At 70.8% G+C, this 16,861-nt stretch carries 12 protein-coding genes; 8 read left to right on the forward strand and 4 right to left on the reverse strand.

The window, feature by feature from the left end; genetic code table 11:
* Positions 1-12 precede the first annotated feature (12 nt).
* Positions 13-360 carry a tetratricopeptide repeat protein gene (locus FGW31_RS32440; protein WP_142197112.1) on the reverse strand — a complete coding sequence of 116 codons (348 nt, stop codon included), beginning with the start codon at positions 358-360 and terminating at the stop codon, positions 13-15.
* Between the two features lie 402 nt (positions 361-762).
* On the opposite strand from FGW31_RS32440, the gene FGW31_RS35185 reads away from it, so the two are divergent.
* The 8 genes from FGW31_RS35185 to FGW31_RS32480 all read left to right on the forward strand — a co-directional run bounded on the left by FGW31_RS35185 (position 763) and on the right by FGW31_RS32480 (position 13,054).
* Positions 763-3,588, forward strand: coding sequence for an FG-GAP-like repeat-containing protein (locus FGW31_RS35185; protein WP_182675017.1), 2,826 nt, complete (start codon positions 763-765; stop codon positions 3,586-3,588).
* The gene (locus FGW31_RS32450) at positions 3,558-5,048 is read left to right on the forward strand and encodes a peptidoglycan DD-metalloendopeptidase family protein (RefSeq protein ID WP_142197113.1); all 1,491 of its coding nucleotides are present in this window, start codon (positions 3,558-3,560) and stop codon (positions 5,046-5,048) included. Before FGW31_RS35185 ends, FGW31_RS32450 begins: the two co-directional genes overlap by 31 nt.
* A gap of 34 nt (positions 5,049-5,082) precedes the next feature.
* Positions 5,083-6,570: an FG-GAP repeat domain-containing protein gene (locus FGW31_RS32455; protein ID WP_142197114.1), complete on the forward strand. Its 1,488-nt coding sequence runs from the start codon at positions 5,083-5,085 to the stop codon at positions 6,568-6,570.
* A gap of 55 nt (positions 6,571-6,625) precedes the next feature.
* Positions 6,626-8,749, forward strand: a complete 2,124-nt coding sequence (locus FGW31_RS36290) for an N-acetylmuramoyl-L-alanine amidase (protein WP_373303414.1) — start codon at positions 6,626-6,628, stop codon at positions 8,747-8,749.
* Between the two features lie 31 nt (positions 8,750-8,780).
* On the forward strand, positions 8,781-10,907 hold the full coding sequence (locus FGW31_RS32465) for a DUF4185 domain-containing protein (RefSeq protein ID WP_233452609.1): 2,127 nt from the start codon (positions 8,781-8,783) through the stop codon (positions 10,905-10,907).
* Between the two features lie 204 nt (positions 10,908-11,111).
* Entirely contained in the window at positions 11,112-11,768 is a 657-nt protein-coding gene (locus FGW31_RS32470) for a hypothetical protein (RefSeq protein ID WP_142197115.1), read from the forward strand.
* A 153-nt stretch (positions 11,769-11,921) separates the two neighbouring features.
* Positions 11,922-12,536, forward strand: a complete 615-nt coding sequence (locus FGW31_RS32475; RefSeq protein WP_142197116.1) for a sigma-70 family RNA polymerase sigma factor — start codon at positions 11,922-11,924, stop codon at positions 12,534-12,536.
* A 158-nt stretch (positions 12,537-12,694) separates the two neighbouring features.
* Complete coding sequence (locus FGW31_RS32480) at positions 12,695-13,054, forward strand: cupin domain-containing protein (protein ID WP_142197117.1); 360 nt, start codon at positions 12,695-12,697, stop codon at positions 13,052-13,054.
* Between the two features lie 184 nt (positions 13,055-13,238).
* Here the strand turns inward: FGW31_RS32480 and FGW31_RS32485 are convergent, their stop codons facing one another.
* The 3 genes from FGW31_RS32485 to FGW31_RS32495 form a co-directional block, all read right to left on the reverse strand.
* Positions 13,239-14,603: a vWA domain-containing protein gene (locus tag FGW31_RS32485; RefSeq protein WP_142197118.1), complete on the reverse strand. Its 1,365-nt coding sequence runs from the start codon at positions 14,601-14,603 to the stop codon at positions 13,239-13,241.
* Positions 14,600-15,457 carry an AAA family ATPase gene (locus tag FGW31_RS32490; RefSeq protein ID WP_142197119.1) on the reverse strand — a complete coding sequence of 286 codons (858 nt, stop codon included), beginning with the start codon at positions 15,455-15,457 and terminating at the stop codon, positions 14,600-14,602. Before FGW31_RS32490 ends, FGW31_RS32485 begins: the two co-directional genes overlap by 4 nt.
* A gap of 90 nt (positions 15,458-15,547) precedes the next feature.
* Positions 15,548-16,858 carry an FtsX-like permease family protein gene (locus FGW31_RS32495; RefSeq protein ID WP_142197120.1) on the reverse strand — a complete coding sequence of 437 codons (1,311 nt, stop codon included), beginning with the start codon at positions 16,856-16,858 and terminating at the stop codon, positions 15,548-15,550.
* Between the last annotated feature and the right edge of the window lie 3 nt (positions 16,859-16,861).

A 16,861-nucleotide genomic window follows, 5' to 3' on the forward strand; every position in this document is an offset into this window, starting at 1 on the left:
CGTCGGACGGGGTCACTCCTCGGCGAGCTCGCCGCCGAGCGCGGCGGCCAGCCGCAGATGCGGCTGCGCCTCGTCGTCCCGTCCCTGCCGCTGGAGGGTGCGGCCGAGCATCAGCCGGGCGTAGTGCTCCACCGGGTCGCGCTCCACGATGACCCGCAACTCGGCTTCCGCGCGGCGCAGTTGGGCCGAGTGGTAGTAGGCGCGCGCCAGCAGCAGGCGCGGTCCCGTCTGCTCCGGCACCTCCTCGACCAGCGGGCCGAGGACGCGCGCGGCGGCGGCGTAGTCCTTGGCGTCGAAGAACATCCCGGCGCGCTCCCAGCGCTCGGCCGGCGTTCCGTGGTCGTAGTACGTGATGTCCACTCTGACCTCCTTCGAGGCCGTCAACGGACCCGGTTGGTTCAATATTCCACTACCTGGCTGTGCCGGTGGCGGAGGCCGGTTCCGTGTCGCGGGACAGCCGCGCGGACCGGGCGACCGGTGGCCGACCTCGTGTGAAATGGATTTCTTCCGCGAGTGAACTCCACCCCGCTGTGCACGGTGCAATCGATTGCAGATCGGGGCGTCCTTGTCCTGTTCGTCCTGCGGCTTCGGTGTGCGGTGCGGTGTGTCAACCAGTGTCAACCACCCTATGGACAGGACCTCTTGCCGCGCTCCTGCCGAACGCGCCGGCCCGCTCCACCCGTTGACGTGTTCGCGCCGCCCCTAGTACCGTCCGCTGAAATCGATTTCGAGACTGGCTCGAGCCTCACCGGGAGCACGTCCATGCGCAGAGCCGTACCACCTCTCAGACCGGCCACGACCGCCGGCCGTGCCCTGGCCACGGCCTTCCTCGCACTCGGCACGCTGCTGACCGTCCTGCCGCCGGGCCCTGCCGCGGCCGGCACGGCGTCGGCGCCCCTCGAACCGGCGGGAGTCTCCGCGGCCGCCGCCGGTTCGCCGCCGGCGAGCGACTTCTTCTCGACCGTCGCCGTGGACCCCGCGGCCACCGTCGGCGCGCCCGCGGTCGGTGACAACAAACCGCACGGCGACCTGTGGCCGAACTGCTGGTCCGACGACGACCACGTGTACGCCGCGTACGGCGACGGCATCGGATTCGGCACCGACGACAGCGACATCGGCGTCGCCCGCATCTCCGGCATGCCCGGCGGCCTCGGCGGAACGCAGCTCTCCACGGACGTCAGCCAGATCTGGAGCGCGGACCACAACCGCAAGCCCACCGGCATGGCCTGCGTCAACGGTGACCTGTACCTCGCGGTGCAGGACCTGGCGATGGACTTCAACGACGCCCCGGCCGCGACGATCGCCAAGTCCACCGACAAGGGCCGCACCTGGACCTGGGACCGCAGCCGGCCGATGTTCGGCGGCGGTGTCTTCACCACGGTGATGTTCCTGGATTACGGCAAGAACTACGCCAACGCCCCCGACGACTACGTGTACGCGTACGGCCTGGACCACAACTGGCGGGACTCCTTCGACAACACCGTCCCCGACCCCGTCGACCTGTACCTGGCGCGCGTCCACCGGACCTCGGTCATGGACGAGAACGCCTGGCAGTACATGTCCGGCACCGACGCCTCGGGCAACCCGGTCTGGTCCACGGACATCGCGCGGCGCCAGCCGGTCCTCCACGACGACCGGCGCATCTACCAGAACGTCATCACCGCCGGCCGGGCGCGCGACATGACGGTCCTCGGCCAGGGCGGCGTGGTCCACAACAAGCCCCTGAACCGCTACATCTACACCTCGTGGACCGAGTACACCTTCGAGTTCTACGAGTCCCCGACTCCCTGGGGGCCGTGGAAGCACTTCGCGACCAAGGACTTCGGCGGCTACCCCTGGACCCACACCAAGCACGGCGGCTACGCGACGACGATCCCGTCGAAGTACATCAGCGCCGATGGCAAGTCCATGTGGCTCCAGTCCAACGTCTGCCCCTGCGGCGGCGGTTACCCGGCCGGCGACCACTGGGCGTACACCTTCTCCCTGCGGAAGCTGAGCCTGGAGCCGCGCCGTGACACCACTCCCGGCAACGCCGCCGACCCCGCCCGCAACCTGGCCCGCGAGCCCGGCACGGTGCCCGTCCAGCGCGCCACCCACTTCGGCAAGGACTCCTTCTACGCCGACGGCAACCGCGACCAGAGCGAGGACGACTGGAACGACGAGCGCAAGGACGCCAGTTGGTGGGGCTACACCTGGCCGCGCCAGTACATGATGAACAAGGTCACCTACACGACGGGTGACATGTTCGCCGACGGCGGCTGGTTCGCCGGTGACCTGCGGGTGCAGGTGCGGCGCGACAACCGGTGGGTGGACGTCTCGGGCCAGCGCGTGGGGCCCGACTACCCGTACGGCAGCTCCGCCGGCCCGCACCGCACCTACACCTTCTCCTTCGACCCGACGGCGGGCGACGGCGTGCGGATCACCGGCCGGCCGGGCGGCGAGAAGACCTTCACCTCCATCGCGGAACTCGAGGTCCACTACGGCGACGCGGGCGGCCTGATGCTCGGCGGTTCACCGACGGACGTGACCGGTGACGGCAAGGACGACATCGTCACGTTCACCCGCGGCACCGCGGCCGAGGTCTACGCGGCGCCCTCGGACGGCACCGCGTTCACCGGCGGCGGCAAGTGGAACGACCACTTCGCCCCCGCCGGGGAGACGCCGCTCACCGGTGACTTCAACGGGGACGACAAGGACGACGCGATCACCTTCACACAGGGGGCGACGGCCGACGTCCATGTCGCGCCCTCCACCGGCACCTCGTTCGGCGCCGGGGAGAAGTGGAGCGACCACTTCGCGCCCGGTGGCGAGGCCCCGGCCGTGGGCGACTTCGACGGCGACGGGACCGACGACATCGTCACCTTCACCCAGGACGACACCGCCGACGTCTACGTGTCCCTCTCCAGCGGCAAGTCCTTCGCCACCGGCGGGAAATGGCACGACCACTTCGCGCCGCGCGGCGAGTTCCCGGCCGTGGGCGACGTGAACGGCGACACGAAGGACGACATCATCACCTTCACCAAGGGCACCGAGGCCGCCGTCTACGTCGCCTTCTCCGACGGCACGTCGTTCGGGCCCGCGCGCAAGGTCCTCACCGGCTTCTCGCCCGGCGCCGAACTGCCGCGCGTGGGCGACTTCGACGGGGACAGCCGCGACGACATCGCCTCCTTCACCGCCGACGCGGCCGCCGAGGTCCGGGTCGCCCTGTCCGACGGCGAGGGCTTCGTCACCAAGGGCGTCTGGCACGACGCGTTCTCGGGCCCCGGCGCCTTCCCGTACGTCGGTGACTTCGACGAGGACGGCCGGGACGACGTGGTCTCCTTCGACCACAACCCCGGCGCCGATGTCCACGTGGCGCTCTCGTCCGGCACCGCCTTCGGTCGAAGAAGTGGAACGAGTTCTTCGGCACGCCCGGCGAGACCTCTCTCTGAGCCCCCCGCCCCACCCTCTCCACTCCTGGCATCCGGGCGCGCGCCCTCGATCGGCGCGCGTCCCGGGCAGCCGTGCGCCGCCAACCCACCGACGGCGATTCCCGACCCCATGGAAGGAAGACCGAAGTGCGAAGACGGCACCTCGCCCTGGGCCTGATCGGCACCGTACTGGCCTCCAGCGCCCTCCTGGTCCCCGCGCAGACGGCCTCGGCCGCGGGCCCCCGCCCCGACTTCCGCGCGCCCTGGCCGTGCGGAGAGGGACGGGACTACTACCACCACTCCTCCGAGGTCCACAACGCGCTGGACTTCAACATCGCGGGCTCCGCCGACCTCGGCACCCCGGCCCTGGCCTCGGCGTCCGGCACCGTGATCGACGTGGTGCCCATGCCCAACTCCTCCGGGTACGGCAACTACGTGCGCGTCGACCACGGTGGCGGCTGGACCAGCCTGGTCGCTCACCTGGACCGCATCTCCGTCGCCAAGGGCCAGTACGTCCGCACCGGTGACGAACTGGGCAAGGTCGGCAACACGGGCGAGTCGTTCGGGGCCCACCTGCACTACGAGCAGGAGGCAGACGGCCAGAACCAGCCCATCGTCATCGACGGGGTGGCGCTGCGCTACAGCGCCACGGCCGCCCGCCACACCAGCGGCAACTGCGGAACCCCTCAGCCGATCATGGCCGGTTCGCCGACGGACTTCACGGGGGACGGGGTGGACGACATCGTGACGTTCACTCAGAACCCGGAGGCGGATGTGTATGTCGCCGCGTCCACGCGTGAGGGGTTCGGCGGGGCGAAGGTGTGGCACGACTTCTTCGCGCCGGGCGGGGAGACGCCGTTGACGGGTGACTTCAACGGTGACGACAAGGACGACGTCGTGACGTTCACCAAGGGTGCCGACTCGGATGTGTATGTGGCGTTGTCGAATGGTGACGGGTTCGGTCCTGCGGCGGTGTGGCACGACCATTTCGCGCCGGGTGGTGAGGTGCCCGCGGTCGGTGATGTGAACGGTGACGGTTTCGACGACATCGTGACGTTCACGCATGACGCCGAGGCCAATGTGTATGTGGCCCTGTCCAATGGCAGCAGTGGTTTCCGTCCTGCGACGGTGTGGCACGACTTCTTCGCGCCGGCCGGTGAGTTCCCGGCTCTGGGTGACGTGGACGGTGACGGTGACGACGATCTGATCACCTTCACTCAGGGCAGTACCGCGGACGTGTATGTGGCTCTGTCGAACGGGGAGAACGGTTTCGGGGTGGGCAAGCTCGTCCACGAGCACTTCGCTCCGGCCGGTGAGCAGCCTCGTGTGGGTGACGTCAACGGTGACAAGAAGGACGACATCGTCGCCTTCACACAGGGCGCCAACCCCGATGTTTTCGTGGCGCTTTCGGACGGGTCAGGGTTCGGGGGCGGGCAGCTCTGGAACGAGTTCTTCTCGCCCTCCGGTGAGTTCCCCTATGTCGGTGACTACGACGGTGACGGCAAGGACGACATCGTCACCTTCACCCACAACGCCGAGGCCGACGTCTACGTAGCCACGTCCAACGGCACCGACGGCTTCATCAACGGCCGCAAGTGGCACGACTTCTTCGGCACCCCCGGCGAAACCACCCTCTAGCCACCACCCACCCCGACTCCGAAAGGGCACACCCATGCCCCGTGCCAGACTTCTGTCCTCCTGCGCCGCCGGGTTCGCGGCGGCGGGTCTCCTGATAGCCGCCGGTGCCACCCCCGCCCAGGCCGCCGATCCGTCGCCGAAGCCGCCCAAGAACCTGGCCAACGCCGAGATCCTGGACGACTCGTGCTACGTGCCGCCGACGCACGACCCGAACATCCTCGTGGACGTCCTGCGCGTCGCCCGCACCCACAACGCCAACGCCAAGGTGACCCTGGCGGCCTTCGAGGCCGGCTGGGTCGAGTCCCACATGAACAACCTGCCCTGCGGCGACAAGGACTCCATCGGGGTCTTCCAGCAGCGGCCCAGCTATGGCTGGGGAACCGTCGAGCAGATCATGGACCCCTGGTACGCGGCGACGCAGTTCGTCACCCGTGCCATCGCCAAGGACCGCGCGAACCCCGGCTACACCGCCGGCCAGCTCGCCCAGAGCGTCCAGGGCTCCGCCTTCCCCTCCCGCTACGACGAGGCCGAGTCCAAGGCCCGCGCCCTGCTTGCCGAGGCGCAGCGCAGCACGGCCGTCTTCGGCGGAGGCCCCACCGACTTCACCGGTGACCTCAAGGCCGACATCATCACCTTCACCCAGAACACCGAGGCGGACACCTACGTCGCGTCGTCCACGGGCGGCGAGTTCGGCGGGGCGAAGGTGTGGCACGACTTCTTCGCGCCGGGCGGTGAGACCCCGCTGACGGGTGACTTCAACGGCGACGACAAGGCCGACGTCGTCACCTTCGCGCACGGTCCCGAAGCCGACGTGTACGTGTCGCTCTCCAACGGTGACGGGTTCGGCCCTGCGACGATCTGGCACGACTTCTTCGCACAGCGGCACGAAACTCCCGCCGTCGGTGACGTGAACGCCGACGGATACGACGACATCGTGACGTTCACCCGCGACGCCGACGCCAAGGTGTACGTGGCCCTGTCGAACGGCAGCAGTGGTTTCCGTCCTGCGACGGTGTGGCACGACTTCTTCGCGCCGGCCGGTGAGTTCCCGGCTCTGGGTGACGTGGACGGTGACGGTGACGACGATCTGATCACCTTCACTCAGGGCAGTACCGCGGACGTGTATGTGGCTCTGTCGAACGGGGAGAACGGTTTCGGGGGGGGCAAGCTCGTCCACGAGCACTTCGCTCCGGCCGGTCAGCAGCCTCGTGTGGGTGACGTCAACGGTGACAAGAAGGACGACATCGTCGCCTTCACACAGGGCGCCAACCCCGATGTTTTCGTGGCGCTTTCGGACGGGTCAGGGTTCGGGGGCGGGCAGCTCTGGAACGAGGTCTTCTCGCCCTCCGGTGAGTTCCCCTATGTCGGTGACTACGACGGTGACGGCAAGGACGACATCGTCACCTCCACCCACAACGCCGAGGCCGACGTCTACGTAGCCACGTCCAACGGCACCGACGGCTTCATCAACGGCCGCAAGTGGCACGACTTCTTCGGCACCCCCGGCGAAACCACCCTGTGAGCCGGTCTCACCTCCTTCCCTCTCCCGTCAAGTTCTCCGAATCCAGGGGTAATTCGTGTCTCCACACGCACGTCCGCACCCACGCGGACGCTCCGGAACCCGTGCGGCCGTCCTCGGCGCCGTCCTCGCGACGTCGCTGACGCTGGCCGGGCACACCGGGGCCGTCGCCGCCGACCGGCCCTCGGGCGACTCCCGGTCGACCGCGTCCGTACTGAACGACGCCTTCGCCGCCGCGGGCAGGGAGTTCGGCGTCCCGCGCGACCTCCTGGTCGCGGTCGGTTACGGCGAGACCCACCTCGACGACCATGACGGCGAGCCGAGTTCGGCCAACGGCTACGGCGTGATGCACCTCGTCAGCAACCCGGAGCACCGGACGCTCGAGCAGGCCGCCGAACTCACCGGCCTGCCGGTCGGCGAGCTGAAGCGCGACAGCCGGGCCAACATCCGCGGTGCCGCGGCCGTCCTGCGGGCACACGCCGACCGGCTCGGCCTCGGCGCCACCGAGCGGAGCAGTGTCGACGAGTGGTACTCGGCCGTCGCCGCGTACGGCGGCGCGGACGAGGCGAGCACGGCACGGCTGTACGCCGACACCGTCTACGGCTTCCTGGCCGAGGGAGTCGTACAGCGGGCCGAGCGCGGCGAGCGCGTCACGGTGAAGCCGCGGAAGGTGGCGCCGGAGCGCGGCGCGTACGCGAAGGTGCTCCCGCCGGGAACCTCCACCGGCGACGGCGCGCAGTCCGAGGTCGGGATCCTGAGCGCCGACTACGGGCCGGCGCACTGGGTGCCCGCACACCCGAACAACTACCAGGCCGGGCGTTCGGCACGGATCGACAAGGTCGTCATCCATGTGACGCAGGGCTCGTACGCGGGCTCCATCAGCTGGTTCCAGAACGGCTCGGCCGGTGTGAGCTCACACTATGTGGTCCGTTCCTCGGACGGTGATGTCACCCAGATGGTGCGTGACGCCGACACCGCGTACCACGCGCGCAGCGCCAATCCGTCGTCGCTGGGGATCGAGCACGAGGGGTACGTGGACAACCCGTCGTGGTTCACGGACGCCATGTACCGCTCGTCCGCCGCACTGACCCGGCACCTGTGCGACCTGCACGGCATCCCCAAGGACCGGGCGCACATCCTGGGCCACAACGAGCTGCCGGACAACGACCACACGGATCCGGGACCGCACTGGAACTGGAACTACTACATGCAGCTCGTCAACAGCGGCGGCAGCCCGATGACGGCCGGTTCGCCGACGGACTTCACGGGGGACGGGGTGGACGACATCGTCACCTTCACGCAGAACCCGGAGGCGAACGTCTATGTGGCTGCCTCCACCCGTGAGGTGTTCGGTGAGGCGACGATCTGGCACGACTTCTTCGCGCCGGGCGGGGAGACGCCGTTGACGGGTGATTTCAACGGTGACGACAGGGACGATGTGGTCACTTTCACCAAGGGTGTGGAGTCGGATGTGTATGTGGCCCTGTCCCATGGTGGCGGTTTCGGGCCCGCGAGTGTCTGGCACGACCACTTCTCGCCGGGGGGTGAGGTGCCGGCGGTGGGTGATGTGAACGCCGACGGTTACGACGACATCGTCACGTTCACCCATGACGCCGATGCCAAGGTGTATGTGGCGCTGTCCAATGGCAGTGACGGTTTCCGTCCGGCGACGGTGTGGCACGACTTCTTCGCGCCGGCGGGTGAGTTCCCGGCGCTCGGTGACGTCGACGGCGACGGTGACGACGATCTGATCACTTTCACTCAGGGCGCCACCGCGGACGTGTATGTCGCTCTGTCCAACGGCGACAACGCCTTCGGTGAGGGCAGGCTCGTGCACGAGCATTTCGCGCCGGCCGGTGAGCAGCCGCGTGTCGGTGACGTCAACGGTGACAAGAAGGACGACATCATCGCCTTCACGCAAGGCGCCGAATCCGATGTGTACGTGGCTTTGTCCGACGGTTCCGGGTTCGGTCCCGGCGCTCGCTGGAACGAGTTCTTCTCGCCCTCCGGTGAGTTCCCCTACGTCGGTGACTACGACGGTGACGGCAAGGACGACATCGTCACGTTCACCCACAACGCCGAGGCCGACGTGTACGTAGCCACGTCCAACGGCACCGACGGCTTCATCAACGGCCGCAAGTGGCACGACTTCTTCGGCACCCCCGGCGAAACCACCCTCTAGAAACCGGCCTCCAGCAGGAAAGGAACCTGTGGTGAAACGCAGACCCGGGAGGCTCCTCCCGGCCGCATTGTCGCTGGCCTCGCTGGTCATCGGCTCGCTGTTCGCCGGCGCGGGCACCGCGTCCGCTTCCCCGCCCGGCCACGACAAGGCACCGGGCGCGACCACCACGACGCGTTCGGTGGCCACCGCGGACGCCGAGGCCGCCGGAGTGCTGTCGCGCGCCGAGCGGGTGGCCAAACTGACCGGGCCCGGCTCGACCAGCGCGACCGACGTCCGCTGGCAGGTCAAGGCGACCGACCTCGGCGTCATGTGGGACAACGGCAAAGGCGAGATCCTCACCGCCTTCGGCGACTCGTACGGCAACGGCTGGACGGGGCCCGGTGCCGCGGTCGGCGACCAGGCCACCCTGGACTGGCGCTGCAACCTGGTGGCGCGCAGCGCCGACCACAACCTGGCCGACGGCATGAACATCGACAGCATGGCGACGGACCGGCCGGGCCACGCCAAGCAGGTCCTGCCGTGCAAGCGCGTCGACAACGACGAACTGACCACCATCCCCACCGCCGGCATCTCGGTCGGCGACCGGCAGTACATGCACTACATGTCGGTGCGCCGCTGGAGCTCGAAGGGCGGCGAGTGGTTCACCAACTACTCGGGCATCGCCTACTCGGACGACAACGGCGAGAACTGGGTGAAGGACGCCGACGCCCGCTGGCAGAACGACGCGTCCTTCGGCAACAAGTTCCAGATGGCGGCGATGCTCAAGCAGGGCGGCTACGTCTACCTGTACGGCACCAGGAACGGGCGCTTCGGGGAGGCGTTCCTGTCCCGCGTGCCCGAAGGGCAGCTCCTGGAACCCGGTGCCTACCGGTACTGGACGGGCGGCGACTGGGTGACCGACTCGTACGCCGCGACGCCGATCGCCGGGGCACCGGTCGGTGAACTGTCCGTGCAGTACAGCCGCTATCTCGGCCGGTTCGTCATGATGTACCTGGACGACCCGGGCGGCGCGATCGTGATGCGGACCTCGGCGACGCCGTGGGGGCCGTGGAGCGGCAAGCAGGTGGTCGCGTCCGGCGCCGACTACCCGCAGCTGTACGGGTCGTTCATCCACCCGTGGTCGGCCGACTCCAACAGCCCGTATCTCTACTTCGCGATGTCGCAGTGGCAGCCGTACAACGTGTTCCTGATGCGGGTGCGGCTCACCGGCGGCGGCATGATGAGCGGTTCCCCGGCCGACTTCGACGGCGACCTGAAAGACGACATCGTCACCTTCACCCAGGACGACCGGGCCGACGCCTATGTCGCGAGGTCCACGGGCAGCGGGTTCGACGGCCGGGAGGTGAAGTGGAACGACCACTTCGCGCCGGGCGGGGAGACGCCGTTGACCGGTGACTTCAACGGCGACGACAAGGACGACGCGGTCACCTTCACCCACGGCACGAACGCGGACGTGTACGTCGCCGCCTCCACCGGCACCTCCTTCGAGACGGGCCGGAAATGGCACGACCACTTCGCGCCCGGCCGTGAGGTGCCCGCGGTCGGCGACTTCGACGGCGACGGCCTGGACGACATCATCACCTTCACCCGCGAGGACACGGCCGACGTGTACGTCGCCCTCTCGGACGGCGGCACCTTCGGCGCAGGCCTGAAATGGCACGACGACTTCGCGCCGTGGGCCCAGTTCCCGGCCGTCGGCGACGTCGACGGGAACGGCCTGGACGACATCATCGCCTTCACCCAGGACGACAACAACGAGGTGTGGGTCGCCCTGAACGAGGGCGGAGAGTTCGGCGCCCCGTACAAGGCGCACGACCACTTCGCCCCCGAGGGCGAGCGGCCGCGCGTCGGTGATGTCGACGGGGACGGGAAGGACGACATCGTCACCTTCACCGGTGGCGAGGCGAGCGACGTCCATGTGGCCCTGTCCGACGGCGCGGTCTTCGGCGCCGGCCTGAAGTGGGCGGACTACTTCGCCCCGGACGGCGAGTTCCCGTACCTGGGCGACTACGACGGCGACGGCCTGGACGACATCGTCACCTTCACCCACAACGACCTGGCCGACGTCTACGTGAACCTGTCCAACGGGACGGACGGCTTCGTCGACGGCAGTAAGTGGCACGACTTCTTCGGCCTCGCCGGAGAGACCAGCCTCTGACGCCACCCGCCCCTGACCGGCCCGGCCGGCCGCGGCTCCCGCTCCCCGTACGGGACCACGGCCGGCCGGGCCTTCCCGTCCTTCCGCAACTCCGGCCGCCTCGACGCGTGTTCTGGATCACACGCCGGGGAATGAGTTGCGGGCGTGGGAGAAACCGTATCCAACGGGTGACCGGTGAGTGCCCGGATGCGACGATGAGGGGCCATGACTGCTGGGTGGGGTGCTCGCACGGGACGGGCCGCGGTGTTCGCGGCCGTCTGCGTCGTGCTCGCCGCCCTCGGGCACGTCACGATGTCCGGCGACCGGCTCCCCCTGTGGACGCTCGCGTCCGGCTGGGCCGTGACCGGCCTCGTGGGCTGGGGACTCGCGGGACGTGAGCGCGGGCTGTTGCCGATCGTCGCCGTCGCCGTCGCCGCCCAGACGGCTCTGCACTCCGCCTTCTCCCTCGTGAGCCCCGCCGGCCACGGGGCAGCGGGAACGATGCCGCACGGCATGCGGCACCCCATGCCGATGCCCGTGCCCACGTCGATGCCGCACACCACGGACGCCGGGTACGCCATGGACACGCACCCGGCACCCGCCGGCGACACCTCGCTCGGCATGCTCGCCGCCCACCTGCTGGCCGCGCTGCTGTGCGGCCTGTGGCTGGGGTACGGGGAACGGGCCGTGTTCCGGGTGCTGCGGGCCGTCGCCGGATGGCTGGCCGCTCCGCTGCGGCTGCTGTTCCTCACACCCGCGCCGGCGCACCGCCCGCCCCTCCGCGTCCGCCGGCGACAGCGCGCGGACCGGGCGCCGCGCCTGCTCCTCCTCGTCCACGCAATCACCTCTCGCGGTCCACCCGCCGGGGCCGCTGCCGTCTGACGGCAGCCGGTGACACCCGGGCCGCCCCAGCGCGCCCCGGGAAACCGGCCGTGCACCGGTGCGCCCAGTTCGTCGGCGCACCGCACGCGGCCGAGCCCCGCTCACCGGACCGCGCACACCCGCGGTCTTCGGTTCCTCCGCGAAGGACATCAGGTGATCACCTCTGCCCTGCCCGCTTCTCCCGGAAGACCCACCGACGACGCGGCGACCGCCTGGGCGCTGGCCGCGCGCGGCGGCGACGCCGACGCCGTCGACCACTTCGTGCGCGCCCTGCACCGCGACGTCATCCGCTACGTCGCCCATCTCGGCGCCGACCCGCAGGCGGTGGACGATCTGACGCAGGACACGTTCCTGCGGGCACTCGGCAGCCTGCACCGGTTCGAGGGCCGTTCCTCGGCCCGCACCTGGCTGCTCGCCATCGCCCGCCGTGCGGTGGCCGACAGCCACCGGCACACGGCCGCACGGCCCCGGACGGCCGACGTGCCCGACTGGCAGCTGTCCGTGGAGCGGGCGCAGCCGCGCGGGCTGCCCGGCTTCGACGACGGGATCGCCCTGCTCGACCTGCTGGACCTGCTGCCGGACGAGCGGCGCGAGGCGTTCGTCCTCACCCAGCTGCTCGGCCTGCCGTACGCGGAGGCGGCCGCACTCGGCGACTGCCCGGTCGGCACGGTCCGCTCCCGCGTGGCCCGCGCGCGGACGACGCTCGCCGCCCTCGTCACCGAGGCCGAGCGGACGGGCCCGGTCGTGCGACGACGGCGTCCGGACTGAGCGCCCCCGGCCACCTCACCGTGCCCCCTCACCCGAATGGCGCCCCCGAGTGGACAGGCGGACGATGAAGTGGTGGGGCCCGGCCCCCGCCGGTGCCGTTCCGGGCAGACGGAGACCGGACCCGACCGCGCGGAGCGACGGTCGGAAGGAAAAGGATCATGCTCGAAATCAAGATGCTGGACAAGCCGGACGAGAGGCGCGACTTCCCCCGGGGACACCTGGAAGCCGTCCACATGACAGGGCTGGACTTCGCCGTGGCCACCTTCGAACCCGGGTGGCGCTGGACCGAGTCCGTCGGCCCCATCGCGGGCACGGAGAGCTGCCAGATCCACCACAACGGCTATGTCGTCCAGGGCCGTCTGCACATCCGTATGGACGACGGAGGGGAGAGCGAGGTCGGCCCCGGCGACGTCTTCGTGTGCTCGCCGGGACACGACGCCTGGGTCGTCGGCGACGAGCCGGTCGTGGTGTACGACTTCGCCGGCGGCATGGCACAGGAGTACGCGAAGGCGGACTGATCGGATCGACGTACTGGCGGGGCCGGCCGGGGCCGTGGCCGGTCTCGGCGGTGCCGAGGGGCCGGCCGGTACCTCGGCCGGCTCCCGGCCCGCACCGGACCCGGCGGCGTGAACGACGCCGGTCGGCCGTCCTGCTCGGCACGACGGCCGAGCAGGACGGCACAGGCCCCGCCCGGTGCCCCGGTCACACCGGCAGCAGTCGTCCCACCAGCGCGTCCAACTGCCGTACGTTCCGGCACTCGTACATCTCCACCAGCTCCGCGTACTCGGGTGCCGCGGAGTCGCCCGTCCCCCAGTGGGAGCGCGGTTCGGGGTTCAGCCAGTGGACACGCCGGGCGTGCCGCACCAGCTCGCGCACGGCCGGGAGGTTCGGGTCGGCCATGTTGGTGCGGGCGTCACCGAGGACGAACACCGTGGTGCGCGGGCCCACGGCAGCCGCGTACCGCTCGATGAACTCGCCCAGTGCCGCGCCGTAGTCGCTGCCGCCGTGCCAGCCGGTGAGGTCCGCCTCGTCCCGGATCCGCGCGCCCAGGCCCTCCGGGTCGGCGGCGCCGTGCACGAGCAGCCCGGTCACCTCGTCGACCCGGTTGACGAAGGCGAACACCCGCACCCTGCCGAACTGGTCGTGCAGGGCCTGCACCAGCAGCATCGTGAAGTCGGAGAACCCGGCCACCGACCCCGACACGTCGCACAGCAGCACCAGTTCGGGCCGGGCGGGCCGGCGTCGGCGCAGCACCGGCCGCATCGGCACCCCGCCGGTCGACAGCGAACCGCGCACCGTGCGCCGCAGGTCGATGCTGCCGCGGGCGGCCCGGCGGCGGCGCGCGGCCAGCCGGGTCGCGAGCTTCCTGGCCAGCGGCTGCACCGTCCGGCGCAGCTCGGCCAGCCGGTCCTTCCCAGCGAACAGGAAGTCGACGCGGTCGGCGGTCGGGGCCACGGCGCGCCGGGCGATCTCGTCGCGGCCCCGCCGTTCGGCCACCCGGCGCCGCGCCTCCGCGGCCACCAGCCGCCGGAACTCCTCGATGCGCCGCCGGATCTCGTCCTCCAGGAGCCGGTCGCCGAAGCCCGCGCCGCCGTCCCGCCCGCGCACCTCGTTGCGCACCCGCGCCAGCAGGGTCTGCGGACGCAGCCGGTCCAGTGCCTGGTACGACGACCAGCCGTCCGATCCCGGTGAACTCCCGTACCCGCCGAACCCGTCGACCGCCTCCACCGCCAGCCGGCCCATCAGCGCCGTGTCGTTGTCGGCGAGGGCGGCCGCCAGCCGGTCCCGCAGGCCCTCCCGGTCCGCCGGCCCGCCCTCCGGCGCGCCGACCGCGCGCGGGAAGTACAGGTCGAAGACCGCGTCGAACACCGGGCGTTGAGCGGTGCCGTGCAGCAGGGTCGCCGCCAGGCCCTCCCGGAGCAGCTCCCGGTCGGCGAGCCCGAGCGCCTCCACCGCCCGTGCCGCGTCCACGGTCTCGCCGGTGCCGATCCGCAGGCCGTGCGAGCGGAGCGCGTCGACCAGCCCCGTCAGCCGCTCCGCGAGGTCCGTGGCGGCGACGGCGTTCACACCGCGTCCAGGTCGAGCTTGGCCGCCGCCTTCAGGACGTCGTCCTGGTGCTTGAGGACCACGCCCAGGCTGTCGCGTACGACCGTCTCGTCCAGGGTGCCGGCGCCCAGCGCGAGCAGGGTGCGGGCCCAGTCGACGGTCTCGGCGACCGACGGCGCCTTCCGCAGGTCCATCGCGCGCAGCGCCCCGACCACCCGTACGACGGAGTCGGCGAGCGCCGCGTCGATCCCCGGCACCTTCAGCCGGACGATCCGCCGTTCCAGTTCCGCGTCGGGGTAGCCGATGTGCAGGAACAGACAGCGGCGGCGCAGCGCCTCGGACAGCTCCCGGGTGGCGTTCGAGGTGAGGACGACGAACGGACGGCGGGCCGCGGTGATCGTGCCCAGCTCGGGCACGGTCACCTGGAAGTCGCCGAGCACCTCCAGGAGCAGGCCCTCCACCTCGACGTCCGCCTTGTCGGTCTCGTCGATCAGCAGCACCTTGGGGTCGTCGCCGCGGATGGCGGTCAGCAGCGGGCGGGGCAGCAGGAACTCCTCGCCGAAGATGTCCGCGCGGGTCTCCTCCCAGCTCTCGTCCCGGCCGGCGCTGATCCGCAGCAACTGCTTGGCGTGGTTCCACTCGTACAGCGCCCGCGACTCGTCGACGCCCTCGTAGCACTGGAGCCGGACCAGCCGGGCCCCGGCGACCTGCGCCACGGCCTTGGCCAGCTCGGTCTTGCCGACCCCGGCGGGGCCCTCCACCAGCAGCGGCTTGCCGAGCCGGTCGGCGAGGAAGACGGTCGTGGCGACCGCGTGCGACGCCAGATAGCCGGTTGCGGCGAGGCGTGCGGAGACGTCGTCGACGGAAGTGAACAACGGAAATCCTCCGGCTGGGCGCGGGAACGACGGTGTCCGGGCACCCGTCGGACGCCCGTGCACCTATCCAAGCGCTTGCTCACCGCTCTGTCACGCGGCCGGCGCGACCGCCCTCACCACCGGTGTGCGCAGGACGCGCCGGGCCGTGGCCAGACTCGTGCCCAGCGTCGCCGCCGCGCCGATCGAGGCGACCGCGGCCCACACGCCGACCAGCTGCTCCGACAGGACCGCGTCACCGCGGACCACGGTGAACGGCACGATCCCGGCCAGCGCCGCCGGCGTGCCGAACAGCAGCCCGGTGACCGTCAGGACCAGCCCTTCGGCCCCCACCACGCCCAGCACCTGCCCGGGCGTCGCCCCGGCGAGGCGCTGCTGCCCGAACTCCCGGCCGCGGTAACTCGTCGCCGCGTACAGAGAGTTGACCAGCATCACGCAGACGAAGACCACCACGATGCCGACCACCGTGAAGTTCAGCGTCTCCAGGTTCTTCGCGTCGACCGACTTCACCAGCCCCGACGCCGCGACGGCCTCGCTCTCCACCGCCTGCATGGTCAGCGTCGCCGTGGACACCGCCGTGAACAGGATCAGCGACATCAGGATCCCGGCGAGCTGCCCGAACCGCTGCCGCAGGTTCCGCACCGCCAGCCATCCGCTCGCACCGCCCGGCGACAGCCGGTCGAGTACGGCCTGCAGCAGCCGCGGCGCCATCAGCGCCAGCCCCACCGACAGCAGGATCGACCCGTACGCGGGCGGCGCCATCAGCGCGGAGTCCGTCGCCGAGAACGCGAAGGTGGAGCACACCGCCACGGCACCGGCCACCAGCGCCGCGTACGTGAGGAACGCGCGCGCCCCGCCGCGCCGCCGGTGTCCCCGCGCCGCCCGGCGCAGCGCGAGGAACGCCGCGCCCGCCGCCGTCAACAGCGTGATGCCGATGCCGGACACCAGCGCGACGACGCCGAAGGAGTGGTCGACCGACCGGGCGACCTGCCCGCTGTCCCGGAACACCTCCAGCAGCAGCCGCCCGCCGAGCACCGCCGGGAGGACCGCGAGCGCCGCGCCCACCAGGGCCACCACCGCGGCCTCACCCACGACCATCCGCCTCAGCTGTGCCGGAGTCGCCCCCGAGCAGCGCAGCAGCTCCAACTCGGCCGCCCGCTGCCGCACGTTCACCGTCAGCGTCGAGGCGACGGCGAAGAACACCAGCAGCGTGCCGTATCCGCCGACCACGCCGGCCGCCGTCGTGAGGGTCTCGGAGCTGACCGGGTCCACGCCCGGTTGCCCGGCGGTGTCGTGCATCGAGTGGAACGTCATGACGATCGCCGCGCCCAGGAAGGCGGACAGCAGCGTCGCGAGGAACCGTCCGGGCCGCTGCCGGACCGACCGCATCGCCAGTACGACCATCGC

The organism is Streptomyces calvus (genome assembly GCF_006782915.1).
GTDB lineage: Bacteria > Actinomycetota > Actinomycetes > Streptomycetales > Streptomycetaceae > Streptomyces > Streptomyces calvus.